A 695-nucleotide genomic window follows, 5' to 3' on the forward strand; every position below is an offset into this window, starting at 1 on the left:
TACAGATTCGAAAATCAAAATTGCCTTGGATTCTTTTCTCAGCAACTTTCTTAATTTCTAACAACTGGGGCGAAGAAGTATGATCTTAGATTAAAAACAGTATTTGTTATTCCTGAAAGCCTAGTAAATAAGACAGTATGGATCTCCTCTATTTAAAGAAAAAGATCAAGGTATTCCACAGTATTTTTAAAAAAGTATTTTTTTCTTCATTTCATTTAATGCTTATAAAGAAAATAAGGCTATAGTCATCCTAATAAATATAAAAAAGTAATGCTTCATGGAAGAAAGCTAATTAATTCAATCTCTTTAAAAATTCGAATAATAAAAAAGCCCTACCCTCAAAGGGGCAGAGCTCTTTCATCAACTAAACTAGGTTTGAAAGCCTAAAAATGAATGATTCTAGTTCGTCCGATAGCATCTGTTATTTCCAGATACACATCATCAGGGGCAATTCCTCTAAACGAAAAGTCTTTTTTAAATCCATCTGGTTGGTCGATGAAATCTTCATGGATAACTCTTCCTCCTTTTTCGGTTTTCACCTTTACTTCGACACCTGGCTCAATTAAGCCAATTACAGTAAGGTTTATAGTTTCGTCATCTATTAATTTACCATAGGCCATTAAGGGTAGTTCAGAAGTCGCCAATGGTCTTTCTTTGGTTTCCACAGTATAAACAACTTCCTCATCATCGGTTAA

Annotated in this window: 1 pseudogene; it reads right to left on the minus strand. The window is 33.1% G+C overall.

The annotated features are described in order from the left end of the window. Positions 1 to 383 precede the first annotated feature (383 nt). Positions 384 to 695, minus strand: a pseudogene (locus AAGF08_RS20440) (hypothetical protein); the annotation flags it as partial.

It is taken from the genome of Algoriphagus sp. SE2 (genome assembly GCF_039563885.1).
Lineage (GTDB): Bacteria > Bacteroidota > Bacteroidia > Cytophagales > Cyclobacteriaceae > Algoriphagus.